Genomic DNA, 24,814 nt, shown 5'->3' on the forward strand with positions numbered 1-24,814 from the left:
TCATTCCTTGGACTTGCTGGGTTTGTAATCCGGGAGCCGCGGCGACGACAGCACCGAGCCGACGCCGCCGCGATCGACCTTTTCGGCGACCGAAGTCAGCGCTTGCGACATCTGCCGCAAGTCGTGGACGAGTTGCGCCGCTTCCGGCAGCGTTTCCTTGCTGAAACTCTGCACGCCCGGGCGCGCATCGTTGAGCAGCTTGTCGAGCGTATCCATGCTGTGCTGCGCCGAGCCGATCGCCTTGTTGAGGTTCTGCAGCGACGGCTTGAGATCGTCCTTCAGCAAGCCATTGGCGTTTTCGGACAAGGCGCCGATCTTCTCCGCCGCATCGCCGGCCTTCTTGATCGTGATCTTGGTCTCGGCGAGCGTCGCGCCGATATCCTCGGAATGATCGGCGAGCGCCTTTGTCAGCCGGTTGGTGTTGGCAAGAATGCCGGTGATCGATTCCTGGTTCTTGTCGGACAAGAGCTCGGTCAGCCGTGCCGCCAGATTGTTGAGCTTTTCCAAAAGCTGCGGCGCTGAACTCAGCAACGCGCCCAGCCCGCCGCGCCGTGTGGGGATGACCGGCACGCCATAGGGGCACGCCTGCTGCGCATTATCGTCCGGGCAGACGATCGCCGGCGCGCCCTTGATCGCGCCATCGAGCTGAACTTCGCTCACCCCGGTGAAGCCGACGCCTTGGATCGAGGCGGTCGTGCCCTGCAGGATCGGCGTGTCTTCCTTCACGCTGATGCGGACGCGGACGAACTCAGGGTTCTCCTTCCACAGCGCGATCTCTTTCACCTGGCCCGACGGCACGCCGGCAAACGACACGCCCGAGCCCTTGTTGAGGCCGTTGACCGATTGCTTGAAGAAGATGTCAAACTCCTTCTCCTCGGTGCCATAGCCGCGCGCGAGCCAGACGAGGAACACCGCCACCATCAACAGCAGGATCAGCACGACGCTGCCGACAAGGACTTGGTTCGATCGCGTTTCCATCAGTCCCCCATTCCGGCGCCGCCGCCGGCCCCGTGCGCATCGAGCGCCATGCGTTCATCGGTCGAGGCGGCAGCGCGGCCGCGCGGTCCCCGGAAATATTCCTGGATCCACGGATGGTCCAGCGCGAGCAGCTCATCGATCGTGCCGACCGCGATGACCTTTTTGTCGGCCAGCACCGCGACGCGGTCGCAAATTGCGTAGAGCGAGTCGAGATCGTGCGTGATCAGGAACACGGTAAGCCCCAGCGTGCGCTGGAGCGACTTGGTGAGATCATCGAACGCCGAAGCGCCGATCGGATCGAGCCCCGCGGTGGGCTCGTCGAGGAACAACAGCTCGGGGTCGAGCGCGAGCGCGCGCGCGAGGCCGGCGCGCTTGCGCATGCCGCCCGACAGTTCGGCGGGGTATTTGGGGCCAGCATCGGCGGGCAATCCGGTCATCACCACCTTATAGGCGGCGATCTCGTCGAGCAGCTCGGTGCTGAGATGCGGATAGAATTCGCGCAGCGGCACTTGCGTATTCTCGGCAACGGTCAGCGTCGAGAACAGCGCGCCGCCCTGGAACAGCACGCCCCAGCGCTTGCGCACATCGAGCGCGTCATTCTCGTCCTTGCCGATGATCGACTCACCGAACACGCTGACCTCGCCCGAGACCGGGCGCTGCAGGCCGATGATCGAGCGCATCAGCACCGATTTGCCGGTGCCCGAGCCGCCGACGACGCCCAATATCTCGCCGCGCTTCACCTCGAGGTCGAGCCCGTCATGGACGACCTGCTCGCCGAACGCATTGACCAGCCCGCGCACGCGGATAACGGTTTCGCCCGCCATCAGGTCCAGCCGAGCCAGGTAAAGAACACCGCGAAGAACGCATCAAGCACGATGACGAGGAAAATGGCCTGCACGACCGCAGAAGTCGTGCGGCGGCCGACTTGTTCCGCATCCGCCTCAACCAGCATGCCCTGAAAGCACCCCGCCATCGCGATGATCAGGCCGAACACCGGCGCCTTGAGCAAGCCGATCAACACGTCGGTCATCGGCGTCACTTCGCGCAGCCGCTGGACGAACGTGATCGGCGGAATGTGCAAGTCCGCCCAGCAGAACAGCCCGCCACCGACCACCGCGACGATCGAGGCGTAGAAACCGAGCAGCGGCATCATCAGCACCGACGCGAGCACGCGCGGCAGCACCAGCGCTTCCAGGGGCGACACGCCGATGGTGCGCATCGCGTCGATTTCCTCGGTCAGCTTCATCGTGCCGAGCTGTGCCGCGAACGCCGAGCCCGACCGGCCCGCGACCATGATCGCGGTCATCAGCACACCGAGCTCGCGGAACGTGATACGGCCGACGAGATTGATCGTGAACACCTCGGCGCCGAACTGACGCAGCTGCACCGCGCCTTGCTGGGCGATGACGAGGCCGATCAGGAAACTCATCAGGCCGATAATGCCGAGCGCGGTGACGCCGACCACCTCGAACCGCTGCACCGTCGCGTTGAAGCGGAACTTGCTCGGGTGGCGAATGGTGACGTTGAACAGCGCAATGATGATCGCGCCGAAAAAACCGAGCAGGCCATACAGCGTCTGCAGCGAAATCAGCGTCGCCAGGCCGATCTCGGCAAGCAGGCGCGTGAACAGCCCCTCGCTGTTGGGCCGCATCCTGACCGGCTGGTCGGCGGCGCTGACCTGATCGAGCAGATGCTTGGCATCGGGGCTGAGGCCGGTCACCTCGACGGCCTTGTCCTTGGCGAAGCGGTGAACCAGCCAGGCGCCGATCGTGTCGATCGTCTCGATGCCCGACAAGTCGACGCGCGACACCGGCCCCTCATAACCGCGCAACGCTTCCGGGAAATCGCCAAGATGCGACAGCGTCAACGCGCCGCTGATGCGCAGCGTTGCCGCGCCGCCGGCCTCTTCCACCTGAAAAGCTGCGTCGCGCGCCATCAGTCGCGGTCTTAGGGGCAAAGAGGCTGGATCGGCAAGTCGATAGCGGCCAATAAGCCGGCGATGCAGCGCCTCGCCATTTACGACATGGACAAGACCATCACCCGAGCACCGACCTGGACGCCGTTCCTGGTGGCGTATGCGCGGGCGAAGGCGCCGTGGCGGCTGGCGCTGCTGCCGGTCGCGGGGCTGGCGGCGCTGGGTTACGCGGTAGGGTGGATCGGGCGCGGGCGGCTGAAGGAAATCGCGCAAGGCCTGCTGATGGGGCCACGCGTCGACCCGGCCGATGTCGCGCCCGTCGCCGCTGCGTTCGCCGATCGGCTGATCGCCGACGGTGTCTATCCCGAAGCGCTCGCTCGCATCGCGGCGGACCGGGCCGAAGGCTATCGTGTCGTCCTCGCGACTGCTTCATGCCGCTTCTATGTCGACGCGATCGGTGCCCGGCTTGGCATCACCGATGTCGTCGCGACCGACAACCAGCGCGATGCCAAGGGGCGCATCCTGGCGCGACTGGCGGGCGAGAATTGCTATGGCGCCGCCAAGCTGGCGATGATCGAAGCGTGGCTGGCGCGCGAGGGGATCGCGAGGGAAAAGGCAACGGTGCGCTTCTACTCCGACCATGTCTCCGACGCGCCGGCGCTCGCCTGGGCGGACGAGGCCTTCGCGGTCAACCCGCACCCGCCGCTCCGCGCAATGGCGCAAGCGCGGGGGTGGACGGTGCTGGATTGGCGACAATAAGGCTTTAGTCCGTTCCTGCTTCTATCGTCACCCCGGCCTTGAGCCGGGGTCCCAATGCCCGCCACCAGAAGAAGCGAGACCCCGGCTCAAGGCCGGGGTGACAATGTATCTTTTCCGTTACCCGGCAGCCTTCAAACAAACAATTCCGCCAGAAAATCCTTCATCGCTTGCCAGCTGCGCCGATCAGTCGGCTCGTGATAGCCAAAGCCCGGCGGCGTCGCGACGTCCTTCAGCCCTACATCGGTAAAGGCATGCCCCGCCCCGCCATGCGCATGGATCTGCCAATCAGCGCCGCTCTCGGTCAATTCCCGGGCAAGGGCAACAGTCGCCTCAGGCGGACAGAGCGGGTCGTCCCAGCCATGGCAGACGAGCACCTTGGCCTTGATCGGGGTGACGTTCGCATAACCGGGCCGGTCATAGACCCCGTGGAAGCTCACCACACCCAGCACGTCCTGCCCGCTACGCGCGATATCGAGCACGCATTTGCCGCCGAAGCAGAAGCCGATTGCCGCGGTCTTGCCGGCATCGACCCGCCCGAAATCCTTGAGCACGCCGAGCGACGCCGCCAACCGATCGCGCAGCAACGGTCGGTCAGCATTCAGCTCGTTCATATAGATGCCCATATCGGGCGAAGCTCGCGTCGTTCGCTTGCCCTGACCGAACACATCGCAGGCAAAGCCGACATAGCCGAGCCGCGCCAGCGCCTCCGCCTTCTGGTTGTCGAATTCCTTCTGCCCCAGCACATTGGGCACGACGAGCACGCCCGGCCGCGCGCTTTCCACTTCGTCGTCATAGGCGATCACCCCTTCGAACGGGCCGCCGGGGCCGTCATAAACGATGGTCTGGCGAACGATGCTCATGGCCGACTCTCCTGCTTGTGTTTGGGCGCCGCCTCCCTTTATCAGCGCCGCATCGCCACGCCAGCCCGCACAGGACCAAAGCCCGTCATGCCCAGCCTTGTCCTCATCCGCCACGGCCAGTCCGCCTGGAACCTGCAAAACCGCTTCACCGGCTGGTGGGATGTCGACGTGACCGAGAAGGGTGCCGAGGAAGCGCGCGCCGCGGGGCGGCTGATGGCGGCGAAAGGCCTCGATTTCGATCAGTGCTTCACCAGCCTGCAGACGCGCGCGATCAAAACGCTCAACCTCGCGCTCGAGGAAATGGGGCGACTGTGGCTGCCGGTCGAGAAGGACTGGCGGTTGAACGAGCGACATTATGGTGGCCTCACCGGCCTCGACAAGGCCGAGACGGCGGCCAAGCATGGCGACGCGCAGGTGAAGATCTGGCGCCGCAGCTTTGACGTGCCGCCGCCGCCGCTGGAGCCGGGCAGCGCCTATGACCTGAGCACCGACCGCCGCTACGCCGGCATCACCGTGCCCGCGACCGAAAGCCTGAAGGACACGATCGCGCGGGTGCTGCCTTATTGGGAGGCGCGCATCGCCCCGGCGCTGAAGGGCGGGCTGCGGGTGCTCATCTCCGCCCACGGCAATTCGCTGCGCGCGCTGGTCAAGCATCTATCGCGCATTCCGGACGACGAGATCACCGCTCTCGAAATCCCGACCGGCCAGCCGATCGTTTACGAGCTGGACGCAGCACTCAACCCCACCGACCGCTATTATCTGAGCGAGCGCTGATCGGCCCCCTTGCACGCGCCGGGGCGGCGCGGCATCACACCGGCATAACATAGCCTTACCGGGGGATCGCCATGCGTCTGTTGCTCGCTAGCCTGTTGCTCGCCACCGCCATGCCTGCATTGGCGCAGGAGAAGAAGGCGGAAGGCCCCGCGCCCAAATCGCACAAGGATGCGATGATCGCCGAGGCCGAGGCCGATTGGGTCAAGCCGCCGGTCGAGGAAGTTTCCGCCGTCAGCCACGGTTCGGTCACCGTCCGGGCCGAGAAGATCGCCTATACCGCCACCGCCGGCACGCTCACCATCCGCGACAATGACGGCAAGCCGATCGCCAGCGTGTTCTATACCGCCTACACCAAGGATGGCGGCGGCAATCGGCCGGTTACCTTCTTCTACAATGGCGGGCCGGGATCGGCAACGATCTGGCTGCACATGGGCAGCTTGTCGCCGGTGCGGATCAACACGACGACGCCGGATTATGTCCACCCTGCCCCCTATAATTTCGGGCCCAATCCCAATTCGCTGATCGACAAGAGCGATCTTGTCTTCATCGATGCGATCGGCGCCGGCTGGTCGCGACCGCTGGGCGACAAGACCGGCAAGGATTTCTGGGGCGTCGACCAGGATGCCGACGCCTTTGCCCGCGCGATCACTCGCTATATCGACAAGAACAACCGCTGGACCTCGCCCAAATTCCTGTTCGGCGAAAGCTATGGCACGCTGCGCTCGGGCGCGGTGGCGGCCGTGCTTGAGCAGCGCGGGGTGAGCCTGAACGGCATTGTGCTGTTGTCCACCATCCTCAATTACGGCGTGCGCCAGCCGGGCTATGACCAGAATTACATGGTGCTGCTGCCCGGCTATGCGGCGACTGCCTGGTATCACCACCGCCTCGCCAATCGGCCCGACGATCTGCCCGCGTTCCTAGCCGAAGTGCGGCGCTTCGTCAGTGGCCCCTATGCGGCAGCACTCGCCAAGGGCGACACGATTTCGCCCGAGGAAGCGCAGGCCGTCGCCAAGCAGATGGCGGCCTATACCGGCCTCTCCGAAGCGTTCATTCTGCGCGCCAATCTCCGCGTCGATCTCGCGCATTTCCAGACCGAGCTGTTGCGCGACCAGCGTGAAGTGACCGGCCGGCTCGATTCGCGCTATCTGGGCGATGTCGCCGACGCCAATGCCGAAAGCCCGATCGACGACCCCACCTCGACCGCGACGACGGGCGCCTATACCGCGATCTTCAACGATTATGCGGCGCGCACGCTCGGCTTCAAAACGCAGATGCCCTATAAGCTGTCGGCGCGTGAACAGGGTTGGGATTGGGACTGGCGCCATCGCGCGCCGGGCAGCAACCAGCCGCAGCCCGCACCCAACACCGCCGTCGACCTTGCCTATACGATGCGGACAAATCCCTATCTCAAGGTGCTGTTCTTGAACGGCTATTACGACATGGCAACGCCCTTCTACGGCACCGAGTTCGACGCCAACCACATGCAGCTCGACGAGAGCCGCCGCCGCAACATCAGCTTCAAATATTATGAGGCAGGGCACATGATTTACTTGAACCCCGATGCCCTCGCCCAGCTGCATAACGATCTTGCTGCCTGGTATGATGCCGCCAAGAGCCAGTAAGGTTGCTCTAGCGCGGATCGACCGCTAAGCGCCGCCGATGGACGCCCAAGTCGGCATCATCATGGGCAGCACGTCCGATTGGGCGACGATGGCGCACGCCGCCGAGATGCTCGATGCGCTGGGCGTCGCGTATGAGACCAAGGTTGTCTCCGCGCATCGCACGCCGGCGCGGCTCTATGATTATGCGACGAGCGCTGCTGAGCGCGGGCTGAAGGTGATCATTGCGGGTGCGGGCGGCGCGGCGCATCTGCCGGGGATGGCGGCATCGATGACGCATCTGCCCGTGCTGGGCGTGCCGGTGCAATCCAAGGCGCTCGACGGCATGGATAGCCTGCTCTCGATCGTCCAGATGCCGGGCGGCATTCCGGTCGGCACGCTGGCGATCGGCAAGCCGGGGGCGAAAAATGCCGGGCTGCTCGCCGCGTCCATCCTGGCGCTAGGCGATGCCGCGCTCGCCGAGCGGCTGAAGGCGTGGCGCCAGGCGCAGACCGACAGCGTCGCGACCGACCCGGCGTGACCCCCCTTCCCCCCGGCGCGACGATCGGCATCCTGGGTGGCGGCCAGCTTGGCCGCATGCTTGGCGTCGCGGCGGCGCAACTGGGCTATAACACGCGCGTCCTCGCGCCCGATGAGGAAGCCGTTGCCGCGCAGACCGCGACGAGCTTCACCCGCGCCGATTATCACAGCCGCATCGTGCTCGACGACTTCATCGGCGCGTGCGACGTGGTGACCTATGAATTCGAGAATATCGCACTCGAGCCGGTGGAGTATCTGGCGTCGAAGCTGCCTGTCCATCCCGGGCCCAAGTCACTGCTGGTCGCGCAGGACCGCGCGAACGAGAAAGCGTTTGTCGGCGACCTTGGCGGGCGGACGGCACCCTGGGCGAAGGTCGAGAGCGTTGACGATCTGAAAGCTGCGATCGCCGACATTGGCTGCCCCGCGATCCTGAAGACCTTGCGGCTCGGCTATGACGGCAAGGGGCAGGTTCGCCTGAACGCGGCGGACGAAGCCGAGGCGGCATGGGCCGCGATCGGTGGGCGACCAGCGATCCTCGAAGGTTTCGTCACGTTCAGCCACGAATTCTCGATCATCCTCGCCCGCGCCGCCGATGGAACCATGGTCAGCTATCCGCCGCCGTGGAACGAGCATGTCGACGGCATCCTCGCCCGCTCGACGCTGCCTGCCCCTACCGAAATCGCGGCGGTGTGGGGTGAAGCGGCGGCGCTGACCGGACGGATTGCCGAGGCGCTGGGCCATGTCGGCGTGCTGACCTGCGAATTCTTCGTGAGCTCAGACGGCCCGGTGTTCAACGAAATGGCACCGCGCGTCCATAATTCGGGCCACTGGACGATCGAAGGCGCGGTGACGAGCCAGTTCGAAAACCATATCCGCGCCATCTGCGGCTTGCCGCTCGGAGATACGGGGCTGACGGCGCGGCGGGTGGAGATGCTCAACCTGATCGGCGAAGCAGCGGTGAAGGCGCAATCCTACCTCACCGAACGCGACGCGCACCTGCATCTCTACGGCAAGACGGTGCGCCCGGGCCGCAAGATGGGACATGTAACGCGGTTGGAGCGGTAACCCGACAGCGTCATGCCAGCGAAAGCTGGGATCGTCGGCAATTACGGTGCGGCCAAGGCGAACGATGCCAGCTTTCGCTGGCATGACAGCTAGGCGAGGCCCTTAATCCCCGCAATCCACCCGCGCCCGACCTGCTCCAATATCTCCAGCGGCACGCGGCCACACCCCAGCACGGCATCGTGGAAGCCCTTGATGTCGAACTTGGGCCCGAGCGCTGCCTGCGCCTCACCGCGCAACTTGACGAACACCGAGTGGCCGAGCTTGTAGCTGCACGCCTGGCCAGGCAGCGCGGTGTAGCGATCGACCTCTCGGCGAGCGAAGCCCGGCGCTTCGCCTTCATTCTCGACAAAGCGCTGGATCGCCTGCTCGCGCGTCCATTTATAATGGTGCAGGCCGGTATCGACGACGCAGCGATTGGCGCGGAACAGCTGGAATTTGAGATAGCCGAGCCGCCCGAGCGGATCATCGTCATACGCCCCAAGCTCGTCCGCCAATTGCTCGGCATAAAGCGCCCAGCCCTCGGCATAGCCCGAAAAGCCTGTGGTCTTGAGGATCAGCGGCAAATCCTTGTTGGCGAGCGACAGCCCGCCTTCGAACTGGTGTCCCGGCAGGCCTTCGTGGAACACCGTCGTCGCCAGGCAGAATTTGGGCCATTCGGCGCTGTCGTGCAGGTTGAAATAAACGAGCCCCGGGCGCTTGCCGTCGAGCGAGGGCGATTGCGAAAAGGCAGACGCAGCGCCGGCTTCATTCTCCGGCGGCACGCGGCGCACCTCGAACTGATATTGCGGCTGATGGGTGAACGCCTTGGGCAGCAACGCGCGGATCGCGGTCAGCCGATCGTTGCAATAGCCGATCGCCTGCAGCTTGCCGTCGTCGGTATTGGGGTAAAGCTGCTTGGGGTCCTTGTAGAGCGCCGCCATCCGCTCGCCGATCGTGCCCTTGGTCATGCCGAGCTTTTTGAGCTCGCCGTCCAGCCGCGCGCCGATCATAGCCGCCTGGTCGAGACCGAATTTGTGGACTTCCTCTGGGCTGAGCCGCGTCGTTGTCGTGCCGGCGAGCGCGACCGCGTAGAATTCGGGGCCTTCCTTGAACTTCCACACGCCGGCATCGTGCGTCGCGGTCTTGCGCAGCGCCTTGGCGATATCAAGCTGGCGCTGCAGGGCAGGCACGACGCGGCTGGTATAGGCTGCCTCGCCGGCCGCAATCACCTTGGCGTCGACCCCCGCCTTGGCGCCGCGCGTGCGCAGCGAGGTGACGATCGTTGCCTTGTCGGCCGGCTGGATCGTCTGGGAAAGCTGCAGGATCGTCTCGTCGAGCAGATAATCGGGCGGGACGATGCCGCGCGCCGCATCGGCCTGCATCTGCGCGGTATCGGCATCGAGCTGATCGGCGAACGCGCCGACGCGCGCGACATAGGCTTCGGCATCGGCGCTGTTGGCGATCGGGTGCTTGGTGTCGAGGAAGGTCGGCGTCGATTGATAATCGCCGGTGATCTGGCTGACGACATAGGGCGAGCGGCTGTACGAGGCGCCACCGAAATCGAAGCGCTGCGCCGCCTGCGCCGAGCGGCAGGTGTAGAGCACGACATCATATTGCAGCTTGGCGCGCGGCGACAGCGCCTTGGTATCGACGCCAAGCAACTGGCCAAGTTGCTTTTCGGTCAGCGCCTTTTGCTGCGCCCGCCGCGCGGCACTGCCGATCGCGAGCTGGCTGCGCAAGGCCGCGTTGGCACCGGTATCGAGCCCCAGCTGAGTCGCACCTTCGGGGTTCTGCGCAAGGCCCTCAGCGAACATCGCATCGAACAGCTGGTAGAGCGCGGCATCGCCGGCGCCCGCCGTCGCGCCCTCGCCCACCGCGGCGCGCGCCGCCGCCGGGATCAGCGCCACCGCGCCCAGCGCCGTGCCGGCTTTCAACACATCGCGACGATCAAGCATGCTCTTGCTCCTCATTTCACCACCGGCAGCGCGATATAGCTGGCATTTGCGCCGGCCACCGTGATCCGCTGCGTCGCCTTCTGATAATCGCCGGGCTTGGCGAAGAAGATATTGTCGACGAATTTCTGCGGGTTACGATCATAAAGCGGGAACCAGCTCGACTGGACCTGCACCATGATACGGTGGCCGGGCTTGAACACATGGTTCACCGCGGGCAGCGCCCATTGATAATCGAGCGGCGCATCAGGCGTGATCGGCTTGGCCTTGTCGAGCCCCTCCCGATAACGGCCGCGGAAAATGTCCATCGCGACGGCGAGTTGATAGCCGCCCATCTTCTGGTCACCGGCGACTTGGCCCGGATAAACGTCGATCAGCTTGACCACCCAATCGCTTTCGGTGCCGCTGGTCGCGGCGTTCAAATGCACCATCGGCTGGCCGGCAAGCGTGACGGGTGCGGTCAGCGCCTCGGTCTCGAAAGTCAGCACGTCGGGGCGCGACGACGCATTGCGCTGGTCGCTCGTCAGCCACGCCGTCCAGTGATCGCCATCATAGCCGATCGGCGCGACCGGGCGAGGGACGAACGGCACCGGGTGCGCCGGGTCCGACACATAATCGGCGGTCTGCGCGTCGCCATCGGCACGATCAAAGCCGAGCGCGCCGCCGGGCTTCAAATAAAGTGGCGTCGCCGCCGGCGCGATCGGCCAATGGTCGAGCGCCTGCCATTTGTTGCTGCCCGACTGGAACGCGCTGACCGGCGGCACCTGCATCGGCTCGCCTTTCAGATAATGGGCGAGGAAGGGGCCAAGCACCTGGTGGCGCCACCATTTGCCGGTGTCCTGATCCCATTCGATATTGCCAAGATTGCTCGCCCTGCTGATTTCCTGGCCGTGATACCAGGGGCCCATCGACAGATAGACCATGTCGCCATTCACATCCTTGGGCTTGATCGCGCGATAGACGGCGAGCGCGCCATAGATGTCTTCCTGGTCCCACAGCGAATCGACCAGCATCACCGGCACTTTCAGCGGTTGCTTGGCGAGGATGGTGTCCATCGCCTGCTCCTGCCAGAAAGCGTCATAAGCCGGATGCGCCGTCACTTTCTGCCAGGTGCCGATCTGGTCGAGGCCGTGGCGGCGGCCAAGCTCGCCGGCGCTGGTCGCATCCAGAAACTCGTCATATTGGTCGGCGAAATTGTGGAACCAGGGCAATGAATTGTCGCGGGTCGCCACCTGCTCCCACACATATTCCATGTTCATCTGGCGGAAGGCGCCATTGTGGAACCAGTCGTCGCCGCGCCAGCCATCGACCATCGGGTTCATCGGCACCGAGACCTTGAGCGCCGGGTGCGGGTTGATCAGCGCGACGAGCGGCTCGTACCCGTCATAGCTAATGCCGAGAATGCCGACCTTGCCGTTCGACTCCTTCAGGTTCTTCACCAGCCACTCGATCGTGTCGTAGCAATCGGTCGAGTCGTCGACCTTGGTCGGGTTGAGCGAACTGCCGACCAGCGGCCGGTTCATCACATAAGTGCCGCCCGAGCCATATTTGCCGCGAATATCCTGAACGACGCGGATGTAACCGCCCTCGGCAATCACGTCATAGGCGTTGTCATAGCCTTCGAGCGCGGTGGCGAGGTCGCCCGCCTTGGTGTTCATCGTCCACGCTTCGGCATTGTAGGGGGTGCGCGTCATCAGGACGGCCGCGTCATGCGCGCCTTTGGGGATAAGGATGACGGTGTGGAGCTTCACCCCGTCGCGCATCGGGATGTCGACGATGCGGCGCTCGTAATTGGCGCCTTCGTTGGTCGGGCGAGCAACGGCGGGGCGCTCGTCATAGGTTTGCGCAGGCGCAGCGGCGCCTGCCGTCGCCAAGGCAAGCAACATCGATCCGACAAGCCATTGAGCACGCATCAGCCATTCCCCCTGTTCAGTATTTTCACGGTATCTTGGCGCGCGATTGCGGGCCACGCAACGGGAAAGGCCCGCCTCCGGGGTGCGGAGACGGGCCTTTTCTAGCCACGACCGATCGGCTGCAATCAGCCGATGCGAGTGCCCGTCAGCGGGAAGCTGCCGAACGCGCCGGCGGTGACGCTGCCTGTGACGGTGTCGCCGTCGATTGTCGCCTGGCAATCGAGGCTCATCGGCATGGGGACGGTAACGCTCATCGTCCAGCTGATCGTGTTGCCGTCGACCTTGCCGCCGGTGATTTCGGCGGTACCCATCGCGCCAGCCTGGCTGCCCGACCAAGTATCCCCATCGGTCTTGACCGTGAGCGTCGCCTTCTGGTCGCCGAGCGGCGATTTCACGACCGTTTCATAGACACCATCGACTGCCATTGTCGTCTCTCCCAGATCCTGCGGCCGGCCCGGCATGGGCGGCGTAGCGCCACCCCTCAACCGGGCGCTGACCCAAGTCAAGCGCTTGGCCGCGCCCAGTCAGCGCGCGCACGCGCTGCCGCTACGGCAAGCACGATCAGGGCCGATAGCTCCGCTCGGTATGCTTGGCGAGATCGGCCGGATCGAACCACACGGGCTTCAACTGCTCGCGCGCGAACAGCGGCGCCTGGTCGGCATAATGCGGCGAGTCGGGCCGCGTCGTCGCCGCGCCATAGGGCTGGATCGAGCGCGAGCTGACATGGCCCTGGCGGTCCCAATCGACGAACATGATGAAGCTGTCGCCATGGTCGGAAGCGAGCTGGCCGTTGGCGGCGACATCCCAGCTGGAGCACGCCCGCAGCACATCCGCCCCGCAATAAAGCGGCAAGTCGATGGTGTGCGGCCCCGGCCCCTGATGCAGCCGCATGATGCTGCCATAAGGCGGATCGAGCCGGCCGAAATATTTGATCAGATGGTCGGTCGCGGCTTTGAGGTCCGCGCGCGGATCGCTCGGCGGCAAGCGGCGATGATGCCATTTATTGCCGTCGCGCAGCAGGAATTGGGCAAGCGCGTCGGCGCCGTTCTTGCCGTCGAACTGCCAGTCCCAATTGGCGAGCAGCTTTTGCGCGTCGGCGATCGTCTTGTCGCCCTTGGGGTCGACCGCGAGCACCATCGCGAACCAGCGCGCCACCCAGCTGTTGCGGCTGACGCCCTTGTCGAACTTGATGCGATAGAGATCGTCGGCCGAAATCGACGGGTTGGCGCTGAGCAGTTCAAGCGCGCGGGTGGCGCGGTTGGTGGTGTCGGTCTCGATGCCGAGCAGCGGCGAATAATCGGCCGGGTTGAGCTCCGACCCCGCGCCCGCCGCCTGATAAGGCGTATTGTTGGCGTTGACGATAAAGCCCGAGGCGGGGTTCACGTTGCGCGGCACTTGCGCCCAGGGCACCGTGCCGGGCATGAAATCCGCCGAGGTATCGCCGGGCAGGACGTGGCGATAATCAAAGCCCGGCTTCCGGTTAGGGAAGCTCGCATTGTAGAAATGGCCGATATTGCCGGCGGCATCGGCGTAGATGAAGTTTGTCGCGGGCACGCCCTGCATCGCCAGCGCGCGCTGCCATTCGGCGAAATCGCGCGCCTTGTTGAGGCGATAATATTCCTCGACCATCTTGAGATTGTCGGCGCCGGCATAATGCAGCGCGTAGCAGCCGCTGTCGTTGCAGATCACCGGGCCTTGCACCGCGCGATAGACCGTCTTGGGGACCGGCAGCACGAATGGCCCCCACAGCTTCACCGGCAGCCAGACGCGCGTCGCCTGGAGCGGCAGCCATTTGCCGTCATAGCGATATTGCGTGCGATCGGCGTTGAGCACGAGCTTGTAGATATCGACCAGATCCGGCCGGTTGACGGTGTTGGTCCAGCCCAGCGTCTTGTTGTGGCCGAGCAGCGGATACGGCGCGCCGGGGAAATTGGCGCCGGCGAAGTCCCAACCCTGCTTGGAATGGACGACCAGCTCATACCAGGCGACTTGCCCGCGCCAGGGCTGGTGCGAATTGGAGATGAGGCGGGTATGGCCGTCGCTCGACCGGCGCGGCGCGATCGCGAAACCGTTCGATCCGTTGCGATTGCCCTCGTCGCTCGCTTGCCCGCCGGTGGGCGCGAGCGGCGTCGGGTCGGGCGCGTCGGGATTGGGCCCGGCGGTCTCGGGGGGCAGCGGCTTGTTGTCGGCGAGCGCGCCGAGCACCGCATCGAGCCCGAAGAAGAAAGGCGAGCGCAGCGCAAAGCCCGCCGCGACATCCTCGCCCGTCACCGGGAACAGCCGCGCCAGCCGCACTTCGCCCGGGTGCTTGTCGGCATAGTGATTGAGACCGGCGGCATAGGCATCGAGCAGCGCGCGCACGTCTGCAGGCTGCTCGGCATAATGGCGAGTGACGGTGCCGCGCGCATCGACCAGGTGCAGCGCGAAATCGACCTTCGCCCCGTCCGCGCCCAGCATCGCGCCGGCGCGGCCGCGCGTCATGGCGAGCACTTCCTGCAGCGTGCTGAAATCGTCCTCGGCATGGGCATAGGCGACGCCGTACGCGACATCGGGATCGGTGGTGCCGAAGATATGCGGCACGCCGAAATTGTCGCGGACGATGCGGGTATCATAAGTGTGCGCCGCAGGCGGCGCGGGGGGTTGCGCGGTCAACGGCTCCCAGACAGCGAGGCCAACCGCGGCGATCACGAGCAGCAGCACCAAGGCCAACGCCAAGCGTCCGATCAAGCGCATTCCCGCCCTCCCCTGTCTTTGTCGTTTGTTACGCGCTAGCGGTATCGCGCGGCGAGGGCGATCGCAACCGGTGGCTTGTGTTGCATAATGGCAACACTATATCACAGCGAGACGAAGGACAGGGATGGCCATGAACCTCGAAAAATTCACCGATCGCGCACGCGGCTTTCTGCAATCGGCGCAGACCGTCGCGACTCGCCTGAACCACCAGCAAATCGCGCCCGAGCATCTGCTGAAGGCGCTGCTCGAGGATGAGCAGGGCATGGCGGCCGGGCTGATCAAGGCGGCGGGCGGTGATGCGCGGCGCGCGGTGAGCGAGACCGACCTGGCGCTGAGCAAAATCCCCGAAGTGTCGGGCTCCGGCGCCAACCAGCCACCCGGCCTCAATAACGAAGCGGCACGCGTGCTCGACCAGGCCGAGCAGGTCGCGCAAAAGGCAGGCGACAGCTTCGTGACCGTCGAGCGGCTGCTGGTCGCGCTCGCGCTCAGCCTCAACACCGCTGCCGGTAAGGCACTGAAGGAAGCAGGCGTTACGCCCGAGGGGCTGAACTCGGCGATCAACGACCTGCGCAAGGGTCGCACCGCCGACACTGCCGGCGCCGAGGACCGCTATGACGCGCTCAAGAAATTCGCCCGCGACCTGACCGAGGCTGCGCGCGACGGCAAGCTCGACCCCGTCATCGGCCGCGACGAGGAAATCCGCCGCACCATCCAGATTCTCGCCCGCCGCACCAAGAACAACCCCGTCCTCATCGGCGAACCCGGCGTCGGCAAGACCGCGATCGCCGAGGGTCTCGCGCTGCGCATTGCCAATGGCGACGTGCCCGATACGCTCAAAGACCGCACGCTGATGGCGCTCGACATGGGCAGCCTGATCGCCGGCGCCAAATATCGCGGCGAGTTCGAGGAGCGGCTGAAAGGTGTGCTCGACGAAGTGCGCGCGGGCGAGGGCCATATCATCCTATTCATCGACGAGATGCATACGCTGATCGGCGCGGGCAAGACCGACGGCGCGATGGATGCCAGCAACCTGCTGAAGCCCGCGCTCGCCCGCGGCGAGCTGCACTGCGTCGGCGCGACCACGCTCGATGAATATCGCAAATATGTCGAGAAGGACGCCGCGCTCCAGCGCCGCTTCCAGCCGGTCTTCGTCGGCGAGCCGACCGTGCCCGACACGATCAGCATCCTGCGTGGGCTGAAGGAAAAATACGAGCTGCACCATGGCGTCCGCATCACCGATGCGGCGATCGTGGCCGCGGCGACGCTCAGCAACCGCTACATCACCGACCGCTTCCTACCCGACAAGGCAATCGACCTGATGGACGAGGCGGCCAGCCGCATCCGCATGGAAGTGGAGTCGAAGCCAGAGGAAATCGAGACTCTCGACCGGCGTATCATCCAGCTCAAGATCGAGCGCGAGGCACTAAAGAAGGAATCGGACGCCGCCTCGCGCGATCGACTGGCGACGCTGGAAGGCGAGCTCGCCAATCTCGAGCAGCAATCGGCGGAGCTGACGACGCGCTGGCAGGCTGAGAAGGACAAGATCGCCGGCGAAGCGCGGATCAAGGAGCAGCTCGACGCCGCGCGCACCGAATTGGAGCAGGCGCAGCGGGCCGGCGACTTGGGCAAGATGGCCGAGCTCAATTACGGCACCATCCCGGCGCTGCAGAAGCAGCTGGAAGAGGCACAGAGCCAGACCCAGAGCGCCATGCTGCGCGAGGAAGTGACCGCCGACGACATCGCCGCCGTGGTCAGCCGCTGGACGGGCATTCCGGTCGACCGCATGCTGGAGGGCGAGCGCGAGAAGCTGCTTCATATGGAAGAAGCACTCGGCAAACGCGTCATCGGCCAGCGTGAGGCGGTGCGCGCGGTCTCGACCGCCGTCCGCCGTGCACGGGCAGGACTACAGGACCCCAACCGCCCGCTAGGCTCTTTCCTGTTCCTCGGGCCGACCGGCGTCGGCAAGACCGAGCTGACCAAGGCACTCGCCGAATTCCTGTTCGATGACCCGAACGCGATGGTCCGCATCGACATGAGCGAATTCATGGAAAAGCACGCGGTCGCCCGGCTGATCGGCGCGCCGCCCGGTTATGTCGGCTATGAGGAAGGCGGCGTGCTGACCGAGGCGGTGCGGCGGCGGCCCTATCAGGTCGTGCTGTTCGACGAGGTCGAGAAGGCGCATGGCGACGTGTTCAACGTGCTGCTCCAGGTGCTCGACGATGGCCGGCTGACCGACGGCCAGGGCCGCACGGTCGATTTCACCAACACGATCATCGTGCTGACCAGCAACCTCGGTAGCCAGTATCTGACCGCGATCGAGGAAGGCCAGGATGTCGCCAGCGTCGAGCCGCAAGTGATGGAAGTCGTTCGCGCGCATTTCCGCCCCGAATTCCTCAACCGGCTCGACGAGATCGTACTGTTCCACCGGCTCGGCCAGAGCGAGATGGCGCCGATCGTCGACATCGAGGTCGCCCGCGTCGGCAAGTTGCTGGCCGATCGCAAGATCAGCATCGACCTGACGCCGGCCGCGCGCGACTGGCTGGGCCGCGTCGGCTACGATCCCGTCTATGGCGCGCGGCCGCTGAAGCGCGCCGTGCAGCGCTATCTGCAAGACCCGCTCGCCGATCTGATCCTGTCAGGCGGCGTCAAGGACGGGCAGACGGTGCATGTTGACGAAGGCGATGGCGCATTGGTGCTGAGCGTAACCTAGCACGCGTGCTTGCGGGCCGGGGCCTTGCTGTGGCACCGCGCTCGGCACGATGCCCCGCTTGCCCGCCCGCTGCCGCCGATGACCGACGCCGATGCCCTGTTGCGCACGGCCGATCGCGCGCTTGGCCAGGGTGATCTCACCGGCGCGATCGCGGCTTACCGCGCCGCGCTGGCAGCAGCGCCGGCGCGCGCGGATGGCTGGTATAATCTCGGCTGGGCGTTGCGCGCGGATCGACAGTTCGAGGAAGCGCTCGTAGCTTATGACGCGGCGCTGCGGCACGTCATCGTGCGGCCCGAGGAAGTCGAGCTCAACCGCGCGGCGATCCTGTCCGAGCATCTCGGCCGCACCGACGAAGCGATCGCAGCGCTTGATAGCGCGCTGCGGCGGCGGCCCGATTTCGTCGAGGCATGGCTCGGGCTCGCCAATCTGCGCGAGGACCACGGCGCGTTCGACGCAGCGCGCGATGCCTATCGCCGCGTGCTCGCGATCGCCCCCGGCAATGGTCGCGCTCATGCGCGCATCGCCGCGCTCGATCTGGCGACGACTGGCGCGGGCCAGATCGTCGATGCGCTGAAACGCGCGCTGGCGGCCGCGCGTCAGGACGCCGATATCGCCGAATTGCTCTTCGCGCTTGGCGCCGCGCAGGATGCCGCCGGCGATTATCGCGATGCCTTTTATGCCTATGAGGCCGCCAACGTCATCGCCCGGCGCTTAGGCGCGCCTGCATACCAGCGTGCCGCGCAGGAGCAGTTGGTCAACGCCCAGATCGCGGCTTTCGCCTCGCCGGACATTACAAAAGTCGGGGAGACGATAGCGGCAGACTCCACTCGCCCGTCCTTCATCTGCGGCATGTTCCGGTCGGGCTCGACGCTCGCCGAAACCTTGCTTGGCCGCCATTCGCGCATCACCAGCGGCGGCGAGCGCGAAGAGATACCGGCGTTCGCCGCCCGCATCGCTGGCTATCCCGGCAGCGTCCCGCAGCTAAGCCCGGCGACGCTGGCGGATTATCGGCGCCGCTATGGTCAACGGCTGCCGGCAGCCGGCATCGTCACTGACAAGCGCTGCGACAATATCTTTCATCTCGGCCTGGTGCGCCGTTTATTCCCCGCCGCGCCGATCATCCACACACGGCGCATCGCGCTCGACAATATCCTGTCGGTCTATTTCCTGCATTTCGGCGAGGGCGTGACCTATGGCAATGATCTGGCCGATGTCGCGCATTACTATATCCAGTATCGCCGAATGCTGGCGCATTGGCGGCTAGTGATGGGCGAGGCGCTGATCGACCTGGATTACGATCAGCTCGTCCGCGCGCCCCACGATACGCTGATGCCCGCGCTCGGCGCCATGGGGCTCGACTGGGAAGAGCAATGCCTGGCGACCGATGGGTCTTCAGGCGCGGTGCGCACCGCGAGCAACATCCAGGTGCGCCAGCCGCTCCATGCGCGCTCGTCGGGCCGGTGGCGCCATTATGCCCATGCCCTTGACGGGGTGCGCCGCCTGCTGCGCAACGCAGGGTTCGACGCCGAGGCCGACGGCGTCTGACCGGGCGCTTATGAGATCAGGCGCGCGGCGAGACCTGGCCGCGCTCGGCGACGTCGAACAAGGTGACCAGCTGCTGCTGCTCCGCCTCGGTCAGATGCGGGTTCCACACATCGAAGATCAACACGATGCGCGGCTCGTTGCTCGGATTGCGCGCCTCATGCTCGATCGTATCGTCAAACGCGAAGGCCTCGCCCTCGCGCCAGGCGCGCGTTTCGCCACCAACGCGGAAAGTGCAGCCCTCCGGCACCACCAGCGGCAAATGGATGATCGCGCGCGTATTGGTAACGCCGGTGTGCGGCGGGATGTGCGCGCCGGGCCGCAGAATCGAGAAAAAGGCCGACGGCGCCTTGCCGGGAATGACGCTGAGCGGTGCGGCATCGAGCGCGACGGCCGTCTCCGGGCATAGCGCGCAGACCGCATCGTTGCGCACGCCATATTCCCACAAAAAACATGCGCCCCAATCGAGCGAGCCATCGAGCGGCGTCCATTTATTGGTCGGCGTGCCGCGATCCTGGCGGACATAGGGGCGGATCGCTTCATTGCCGCTGGCGAGCAGCGCCAGCGCCTCCTGGCGGATCGCCGGGGTTTGCGCCTCCAGCGCCTCAAACCAGGGGAACCAGCGCCGCTCGAAGAACTCGTCGGCAGGCAGGAACGGGAAGTAAACCCCGGCGCAATCGTTCTGATAGACTTTGCGGCGGCCCAGCATGTGATCGACGCACGCGCGGAAGCGGCGATCCGCCTCGCCCGCACCGATCGTGTGCCCAAGCGCGCCATCCAGCTCGACGGCATAAGCGGCGTTGTGATTGGCCAGAAAGGCGCGCCCGCGCGCGGCGGCTTCCTTGGCGGCGGGCGGGACGTCGCCGGCGTTATCGACCAGCTGGACGACGCCGCTCCAATGCTGCGCCGCGAGTGCTGCATTGCCCAGCCGTTCGTGGAGTTCGGCAAGCCGGAGATGCGCGACGAAATGCACGCGATCGATATCGAGCGCGGCTTCCAGCGCGGCACGCTCCGCCGCGGCATCGCCGAGCTGGCGATGCGCGGTCGCCAGATTGATGAGCAGCGCCGGCTCGCGCGGATCGAGCTCTGTGGCGCGAGCGAAGCGTTCGGCCGCCAGCGCCGCCGCGCCATCGGCGAGCGCGCGCATGCCGCGGGCATTGTGGGCGTGCGGGCTGTCAGGATGCTGCGCGACCGCCTGATCGAGGATCGCGCGTTCTTCATTGGCGCGCCCGGCGCGGCCTGCCGCGGCAGCGCGGGCGAGGCTATCCTGGAGCGAAGGGGCGATGCTGGCCATCGCGAATGGCTACCGCCGAGCGTAGCGTCTTGGCAAGCACCGCACCCTTGATCGCAGGGCGCGGGCGCGGCACATCGTGCCGATGGCCCCCCCCCCCCAACGCCAGATACCGGCGCCCAACTGGCTGGCGCACCGCTACGACCCCGGCCATGACGCTTTCCAATTCCATCAGGTGAGCCGTGACAAGCGCCGCCAGGTCGCGTTTCTGACCGACGAATTGCTCGCGCCGCTTGATCCGCCGGTGGCGCTGCGCCGGCAGGACGTAACGGGAGCGCCCGGCGCCAAGCTGAGCTTCGTCTTCCATTCGGCTTATTGCTGTTCGACGCTGATCGCCAATGCCTATGATCGGCCCGGCCGCGCGTTCAGCCTGAAGGAGCCGGTAGTATTGAATGATATCGTCGGCTGGCGCCATCGCGGCGGGCCGGCGGCGCAGGTTTCCGCCGTGCTGGGCGACGCGATGGAGGTAAGTGCTCGGCCATTCGAGGCCGGCGAGCGCGGGGTGATCAAGCCGTCGAACGTAGTGAATGGCTTGGCGACGGCGTTGATCGCCGCTCGGCCCGAAGCGGGCGTACTGCTGCTCCACGCGCCGCTCGCCGACTATCTCGCCTCGATTGCCGACAAGGGCTTGTGGGGGCGGCTATGGGTGCGCGATCTGCTCGCCAAGCAATGGGTGGACGGGCTCGTCGAGCTCGGCGTCTCGCAACAGGATGTCTTTCTGCAATCGGATTTGCAGGTGGCGGCGCTGGGATGGCTGGCGCAGCATGCCCTGTTCGCAAAGATCGCCCGCCAATGGCCTCAGCGAGTGCGGACCTTGAATTCCGAGGTGCTGCTTGCCGATCCGCTGGCCGCGCTCGAGCAGCTCGATATGGTGCTGGGCATCGACAGCAGCGCGCCGGAACGCGACGAGGTCGTGCGCGCCGTGTTCAGCAGGGACGCCAAGACCGGCACGCAATTCGAGGCCGGCGCGCGCGCCTCGCGCCAGGAAGCACGCGCTGCCGTTCACGCGGAAGAGCTGAAGATGGTGATGGCCTGGGCCGAGCGCGTCGCGGACAGCGCTGGGGTTGCCATGGCCCTGCCCAACGCGCTGATCGACTAACCTGACGACGCGTTCGGGCAGCGCCTCGCCGAACTGCCAGCCGATCCAAATGAAAAGGGGCGGCCCTAAGGACCGCCCCTTTCCGTCTTTAATCAAACCGATGCCGATCAGAACTTCAGGCGCACCGCCGCGCTGAACGCACGACCGAGCGGGTCGTAGGTCGACGGGAAGGTGTTGCCGCTGTTCGCGGTCGTCGACCCGGCCTGGCCACCAACCACCGGCGGCTGCCGATCGAACACGTTCGTCATGCCGAGCACCAGCTGGTAATGCTTGGTCACATCGAAGGTGAACGACAGGTCGAAATAATCGTACGCCGGAATGTGGTTGAAGTTGAAGGTCTGGCCCGCCAGCGCCGAGTTGGCACCCGACGCGTTGGTCACAGTTCCCGAGAACAGCGTGCCAGCCGCCGGTTCATAGTTCACCGGCGAGATATGGCGCCACAGCAGCGACGCGCTGATGTTGAACGCCGACAGCGTGGTCCGCTGGTTCCAGGTTACCGCCGGCAGGATCTGGCCGAGGCTGGGACCGCAGTTGACGCTGTAATAGCCAACGCATTCACGGTTCAGCGACGCCGGTGAAGCCCGGAACCGCAGGTGATCGGTCCAGACGCCGTCCCAGGTCAGATCGAGGCCAACCTTGCCGAGCTTGTTCTTGTAGCCAACGCTCCAGTTGATGCCGTCAGTAGCCAAGCGACCCAGGTTCGACTCGACCAGCAACAGGCCCGGCGTATTCGCAGCAGAACCGCTCAAGCGGCCGTTGCTGGGGTTACGACGGATCACCGTGCAGGCCGCCGACGTTGCCGAAGCAGCCGTCACGTTGCCGAAGCACGCAGAGATGGCATCGCCAGGCGTGGCGAAGGTAATGGCGTTGTTCACCTTGATGTCGAAATAATCGACCGACACCGTCAGACCGTGGATCAGCCGATCAGGCGTGAACACGGCGCCAACGGTAAAGGTGTCGGCCTTTTCGGGCCGGATCGCCGGGTTATACACGAACGTCGCGTTGGCCTGTCCAGCCGAAGGGTTCTGGATCGAACCGATCGATGCCGCAGGAGCGCCCTGAGCAAGACAGACATTCGCCAGGTTGGCGTTGGTGGTCGGAGCCGCGCCCGCGCACGGATCCGTCGTCAGGTTGGTGAGGCCGGTTGCGGTCGGCGAGAACAATTCGCCGATGTTCGGGGCACGTACCGCGCGCTGGTAATTCGCGCGGAACTTGAGGCCCGACGTCGGCGTCCAGCTGCCACCGAACTTGTAGGTGGTGGTGTTGAAGTGCGGGTTGCCTGCCGCGCGGATGTTGTACGACGAATAACGAATGCCGGCTTCCGCGGTCAGATCATTGAGAAGCGGCTTGTCGCTCACCAGCGGGGCGAGGATTTCGCCGAACACTTCCTTGACGTCATAGCCACCCGCGAACGGCAGAACCGCACCGCCAGCACCGCCGAGCGTCGAGGGATCCTGCGCGAACGCATCCGGGATACGCTCATAGTTGTAATCGCGATATTCGGCGCCGACAGCGTAGTTGATCGCCTTGCTCGCCGAGGGGAGCGTGAACACCTCACCCGTGAACAGACCATGGATCTGCGCGAGCGACGTGTTAATGCGCGTGGTCGACTGACCCTGGACGAAGGCAACCTGCGCCGGGCTGATGCTGCCGGCCTGACCGAACAGGTTGATCGGCACGCAGTTGCCGGTGGTGACGGTGCACGACGTGGTGTTGGTCGCGTTCAACGCCTGCTGAACGCGCGGGTTGATGACATAACCCGACTGCGTCAGCGTCTGCTCCGAACGGCCATAGCTGCCCTGCAGGTCAAACTTCACCCACTTGGCAATGTCAACGGTCGTCCCGATGCGCGCATCATAAAGCTGCGTTTCGTAGTTACCGATACGCGGCCCGAGTTCGACCAAGCGACGATAGACGGCCGGCAGCGGAATCGCCGGGTTGTTGTCGCACGTCGGCCCGAGCGCGATGCCATTGGCCGTGCAAAGCTGGTTGCGGATCGTTGTGTTCAGATAGGGGTTCTGGCCAGGAATGGTCAGGGCGTTACCGAACACGCCCGACGGCGCGATGATCGAGCGGACGACATTCTGCGAGAAGGTGCCGCGCGCGTAGAACTGAATGCCATCGGCAACGTCATACGTCGTTGCGGCGTAGATGCTCTTCCGGTTCAGCGGCGTTTGGAAGATGTTGTAGGGGTTAAAGTTGAAGCCCTGATACTGCGGGACGAGCGAGGAGCTGGTCGGATCAACCTGCAAGTCGGCCGTCGGGAACGAAATGGTCGTCGGCACCGAGGTGAACGAGGCACCCGAAGCGCGACCAGTGGTGCTGCTGATGCCGAAGAGCGAGAACGGCTGCACCTGATAAACCGGGTCGATCTTGGTGTAGCCGAAGCTGATCACGGCGTTGCCGCGATCGTCAGCGAAATTGGCGCCGACCGTCACGTCGGCACGGAACCCGTAACCATCGCCCGAACCGAGAATGCGGTTGGCGAAGCGCAAATCGAGGCCGGTAAAGTCCTTGCGCGTGATGAAGTTGACCACGCCGGACACAGCGTCGGCGCCATAAGTCGTCGATGCGCCGCCAGTCAGCAACTGAACGTTGGAGATGAGCGCGAGCGGCATCGCATTGAGGTCAACCGCGCCGTCGGCGCGCGACGGGACCAGGCGATTGCCGTCCAGCAGCACCAGGTTGCGCTGCACGCCAAGGCCGCGAAGGTCGATGGTGTTCAGACCGTTCGAGCCGTTGTTGACCTGCGTACCGATGCCGGGCGAAACGCCGGGAACCTGACGCAGCAACTCTTCCACCGTGTTCGGCGACCGCTTGGTGATTTCCTGCTCGCCGATGACGCTAACCGGCGTCGACGACGACAGGTTGGGATTCTTGATCAGCGTGCCGGTGACGATGATTTCCTTGCCGGCATCGGCAGAGTCATCGGCGGCGGCAGGCTGATCGGCCTTTGCCTGCGCGAACGCGGGCGCGGCATTCATCGCCAGCGCCAGGGCCGGCAGCGCGGAGCCCATGCTGAGCGTGCGCGCGAGATGTGATTTCTTCACGGTAACTTTTCCTCCCGTTAGGCATGTCGATCGATTGATCGACGCCAAATAAGCCA

18 protein-coding genes are annotated in these 24,814 nt (G+C 65.2%); 8 read left to right on the forward strand and 10 right to left on the reverse strand.

Annotated features, from left to right (window positions below):
* Genes ACLB0R_RS05625 through ACLB0R_RS05635 form a run of 3 tightly spaced genes read right to left on the reverse strand, consistent with a single transcriptional unit; the run spans nt 1 to nt 2,914 of the window.
* On the reverse strand, nt 1–978 hold the full coding sequence (locus tag ACLB0R_RS05625) for an MlaD family protein (RefSeq protein ID WP_416642359.1): 978 nt from the start codon (nt 976–978) through the stop codon (nt 1–3).
* A complete protein-coding gene (locus tag ACLB0R_RS05630) occupies nt 978–1,802 on the reverse strand; it encodes an ABC transporter ATP-binding protein (protein WP_416642360.1) in 825 nt (274 codons plus the stop codon). Before ACLB0R_RS05630 ends, ACLB0R_RS05625 begins: the two co-directional genes overlap by 1 nt.
* Nucleotides 1,802–2,914 carry an ABC transporter permease gene (locus ACLB0R_RS05635; protein ID WP_416642361.1) on the reverse strand — a complete coding sequence of 371 codons (1,113 nt, stop codon included), beginning with the start codon at nt 2,912–2,914 and terminating at the stop codon, nt 1,802–1,804. The genes ACLB0R_RS05630 and ACLB0R_RS05635 overlap by 1 nt, the downstream gene beginning before the upstream one ends.
* A 63-nt stretch (nt 2,915–2,977) precedes the next feature.
* Here ACLB0R_RS05635 and ACLB0R_RS05640 point away from each other — a divergent pair, with 63 nt between their 5' ends.
* Nucleotides 2,978–3,652 (forward strand): HAD family hydrolase, encoded by a 675-nt coding sequence (locus ACLB0R_RS05640; RefSeq protein ID WP_416642362.1) that lies wholly within the window; start codon nt 2,978–2,980, stop codon nt 3,650–3,652.
* 131 nt (nt 3,653–3,783) lie between these two features.
* Here the strand turns inward: ACLB0R_RS05640 and ACLB0R_RS05645 are convergent, their stop codons facing one another.
* The gene (locus ACLB0R_RS05645; RefSeq protein ID WP_416642363.1) at nt 3,784–4,512 is read right to left on the reverse strand and encodes a dienelactone hydrolase family protein; all 729 of its coding nucleotides are present in this window, start codon (nt 4,510–4,512) and stop codon (nt 3,784–3,786) included.
* 87 nt (nt 4,513–4,599) lie between these two features.
* Here ACLB0R_RS05645 and gpmA point away from each other — a divergent pair, with 87 nt between their 5' ends.
* The 4 genes from gpmA (at nt 4,600) to ACLB0R_RS05665 (ending at nt 8,489) form a co-directional block, all read left to right on the forward strand.
* The gene (gpmA, locus tag ACLB0R_RS05650) at nt 4,600–5,286 is read left to right on the forward strand and encodes a 2,3-diphosphoglycerate-dependent phosphoglycerate mutase (protein ID WP_416642364.1); all 687 of its coding nucleotides are present in this window, start codon (nt 4,600–4,602) and stop codon (nt 5,284–5,286) included.
* Between the two features lie 71 nt (nt 5,287–5,357).
* The gene (locus ACLB0R_RS05655) at nt 5,358–6,908 is read left to right on the forward strand and encodes a S10 family peptidase (protein WP_416642365.1); all 1,551 of its coding nucleotides are present in this window, start codon (nt 5,358–5,360) and stop codon (nt 6,906–6,908) included.
* A 37-nt stretch (nt 6,909–6,945) separates the two neighbouring features.
* The gene (gene purE / locus ACLB0R_RS05660; protein WP_416642366.1) at nt 6,946–7,425 is read left to right on the forward strand and encodes a 5-(carboxyamino)imidazole ribonucleotide mutase; all 480 of its coding nucleotides are present in this window, start codon (nt 6,946–6,948) and stop codon (nt 7,423–7,425) included.
* Nucleotides 7,422–8,489, forward strand: coding sequence for a 5-(carboxyamino)imidazole ribonucleotide synthase (locus tag ACLB0R_RS05665; RefSeq protein WP_416642367.1), 1,068 nt, complete (start codon nt 7,422–7,424; stop codon nt 8,487–8,489). The genes purE and ACLB0R_RS05665 overlap by 4 nt, the downstream gene beginning before the upstream one ends.
* A gap of 89 nt (nt 8,490–8,578) precedes the next feature.
* On the opposite strand, the gene ACLB0R_RS05670 is transcribed toward ACLB0R_RS05665, so the two are convergent.
* The 4 genes from ACLB0R_RS05670 to ACLB0R_RS05685 all read right to left on the reverse strand — a co-directional run bounded on the left by ACLB0R_RS05670 (nt 8,579) and on the right by ACLB0R_RS05685 (nt 15,066).
* Nucleotides 8,579–10,423 (reverse strand): DUF885 domain-containing protein, encoded by a 1,845-nt coding sequence (locus ACLB0R_RS05670; protein ID WP_416642368.1) that lies wholly within the window; start codon nt 10,421–10,423, stop codon nt 8,579–8,581.
* An 11-nt stretch (nt 10,424–10,434) separates the two neighbouring features.
* Entirely contained in the window at nt 10,435–12,333 is a 1,899-nt protein-coding gene (locus ACLB0R_RS05675) for a CocE/NonD family hydrolase (protein ID WP_416642369.1), read from the reverse strand.
* A gap of 125 nt (nt 12,334–12,458) precedes the next feature.
* Nucleotides 12,459–12,758: a hypothetical protein gene (locus ACLB0R_RS05680; RefSeq protein WP_416642370.1), complete on the reverse strand. Its 300-nt coding sequence runs from the start codon at nt 12,756–12,758 to the stop codon at nt 12,459–12,461.
* Between the two features lie 136 nt (nt 12,759–12,894).
* Complete coding sequence (locus ACLB0R_RS05685) at nt 12,895–15,066, reverse strand: acylase (RefSeq protein ID WP_416642371.1); 2,172 nt, start codon at nt 15,064–15,066, stop codon at nt 12,895–12,897.
* 130 nt (nt 15,067–15,196) lie between these two features.
* Here ACLB0R_RS05685 and clpB point away from each other — a divergent pair, with 130 nt between their 5' ends.
* Both clpB and ACLB0R_RS05695 read left to right on the forward strand, forming a co-directional pair.
* Entirely contained in the window at nt 15,197–17,776 is a 2,580-nt protein-coding gene (gene clpB / locus ACLB0R_RS05690) for an ATP-dependent chaperone ClpB (RefSeq protein WP_416642372.1), read from the forward strand.
* Between the two features lie 78 nt (nt 17,777–17,854).
* Nucleotides 17,855–19,321 carry a sulfotransferase gene (locus ACLB0R_RS05695; protein WP_434953774.1) on the forward strand — a complete coding sequence of 489 codons (1,467 nt, stop codon included), beginning with the start codon at nt 17,855–17,857 and terminating at the stop codon, nt 19,319–19,321.
* Between the two features lie 16 nt (nt 19,322–19,337).
* Here the strand turns inward: ACLB0R_RS05695 and ACLB0R_RS05700 are convergent, their stop codons facing one another.
* Nucleotides 19,338–20,612: an aspartyl/asparaginyl beta-hydroxylase domain-containing protein gene (locus ACLB0R_RS05700; protein WP_416642374.1), complete on the reverse strand. Its 1,275-nt coding sequence runs from the start codon at nt 20,610–20,612 to the stop codon at nt 19,338–19,340.
* Nucleotides 20,613–20,694: 82 nt separating this feature from the next.
* Here ACLB0R_RS05700 and ACLB0R_RS05705 point away from each other — a divergent pair, with 82 nt between their 5' ends.
* Nucleotides 20,695–21,708: a hypothetical protein gene (locus ACLB0R_RS05705; protein ID WP_416642375.1), complete on the forward strand. Its 1,014-nt coding sequence runs from the start codon at nt 20,695–20,697 to the stop codon at nt 21,706–21,708.
* A 107-nt stretch (nt 21,709–21,815) separates the two neighbouring features.
* Here ACLB0R_RS05705 and ACLB0R_RS05710 read toward each other — a convergent pair whose 3' ends face one another.
* Nucleotides 21,816–24,758 carry a TonB-dependent receptor domain-containing protein gene (locus ACLB0R_RS05710; protein ID WP_416642376.1) on the reverse strand — a complete coding sequence of 981 codons (2,943 nt, stop codon included), beginning with the start codon at nt 24,756–24,758 and terminating at the stop codon, nt 21,816–21,818.
* Nucleotides 24,759–24,814 lie beyond the last annotated feature (56 nt).

Origin of the sequence: Sphingomonas sp. GlSt437, from assembly GCF_048015635.2 — a bacterium.
GTDB lineage: Bacteria > Pseudomonadota > Alphaproteobacteria > Sphingomonadales > Sphingomonadaceae > Sphingomonas.

Coding starts and splice junctions, on each gene's coding strand:
- ACLB0R_RS05625 (WP_416642359.1), bottom strand. CDS start 978: ATGGAAACGCGATCGAACCAAGTCCTTGTCGGCAGCGTCGTGCTGATC.
- ACLB0R_RS05630 (WP_416642360.1), bottom strand. CDS start 1,802: ATGGCGGGCGAAACCGTTATCCGCGTGCGCGGGCTGGTCAATGCGTTC.
- ACLB0R_RS05635 (WP_416642361.1), bottom strand. CDS start 2,914: ATGGCGCGCGACGCAGCTTTTCAGGTGGAAGAGGCCGGCGGCGCGGCA.
- ACLB0R_RS05640 (WP_416642362.1), top strand. CDS start 2,978: ATGCAGCGCCTCGCCATTTACGACATGGACAAGACCATCACCCGAGCA.
- ACLB0R_RS05645 (WP_416642363.1), bottom strand. CDS start 4,512: ATGAGCATCGTTCGCCAGACCATCGTTTATGACGGCCCCGGCGGCCCG.
- gpmA (WP_416642364.1), top strand. CDS start 4,600: ATGCCCAGCCTTGTCCTCATCCGCCACGGCCAGTCCGCCTGGAACCTG.
- ACLB0R_RS05655 (WP_416642365.1), top strand. CDS start 5,358: ATGCGTCTGTTGCTCGCTAGCCTGTTGCTCGCCACCGCCATGCCTGCA.
- purE (WP_416642366.1), top strand. CDS start 6,946: ATGGACGCCCAAGTCGGCATCATCATGGGCAGCACGTCCGATTGGGCG.
- ACLB0R_RS05670 (WP_416642368.1), bottom strand. CDS start 10,423: ATGCTTGATCGTCGCGATGTGTTGAAAGCCGGCACGGCGCTGGGCGCG.
- ACLB0R_RS05675 (WP_416642369.1), bottom strand. CDS start 12,333: ATGCGTGCTCAATGGCTTGTCGGATCGATGTTGCTTGCCTTGGCGACG.
- ACLB0R_RS05680 (WP_416642370.1), bottom strand. CDS start 12,758: ATGGCAGTCGATGGTGTCTATGAAACGGTCGTGAAATCGCCGCTCGGC.
- ACLB0R_RS05685 (WP_416642371.1), bottom strand. CDS start 15,066: ATGCGCTTGATCGGACGCTTGGCGTTGGCCTTGGTGCTGCTGCTCGTG.
- clpB (WP_416642372.1), top strand. CDS start 15,197: ATGAACCTCGAAAAATTCACCGATCGCGCACGCGGCTTTCTGCAATCG.
- ACLB0R_RS05695 (WP_434953774.1), top strand. CDS start 17,855: ATGACCGACGCCGATGCCCTGTTGCGCACGGCCGATCGCGCGCTTGGC.
- ACLB0R_RS05700 (WP_416642374.1), bottom strand. CDS start 20,612: ATGGCCAGCATCGCCCCTTCGCTCCAGGATAGCCTCGCCCGCGCTGCC.
- ACLB0R_RS05705 (WP_416642375.1), top strand. CDS start 20,695: ATGGCCCCCCCCCCCCAACGCCAGATACCGGCGCCCAACTGGCTGGCG.